This window comes from Photobacterium chitinilyticum (assembly GCF_004104355.1).
GTDB classification, from domain to species: domain Bacteria; phylum Pseudomonadota; class Gammaproteobacteria; order Enterobacterales; family Vibrionaceae; genus Photobacterium; species Photobacterium chitinilyticum.
On the sequence record NZ_RJLM01000218.1, the window covers coordinates 1 to 417 of the forward strand.

A 417-nucleotide genomic window follows, 5' to 3' on the forward strand; every position below is an offset into this window, starting at 1 on the left:
TAAGAGGTACGGTCTCATTTATGTTGATCGAAATGATGATGGAAATGGCACATTCAATCGATATAAGAAAATGTCCTTTACTTGGTATAAAGGAGTGATTGAATCAAATGGAGAATCCTTATTCAAATAGTTTGTTTATTGATGATTAGATATTATCACGGTTAAGGCAGCATCTCATTAAATATGAAATAAAGAGGTTTGGAAGACATCAAATTCTAAACCTCTTTATTTTATAGGGGGATTAATTAATTTAATTTTGTTACAGAGAGCCGATTATAAATAGTTAACTTAGGATAGATTGGTTATATATAGTAGACTGAATCTAAAATAGTACGAAACAATTGCTAAAACATTTATAGAAATTAATTTTACTTTCCCAATCGATTTGTTTTCATCTTATTTCAATCCGCTATAAAG

Annotated in this window: 1 protein-coding gene; it reads left to right on the forward strand. The window is 28.5% G+C overall.

All coding sequences use genetic code 11. The features are described from left to right. The coding region (locus EDI28_RS26545) for a family 1 glycosylhydrolase (RefSeq protein ID WP_128786727.1) at window positions 1-130 on the forward strand (130 nt) is incomplete at its 5' end. Window positions 131-417 lie beyond the last annotated feature (287 nt).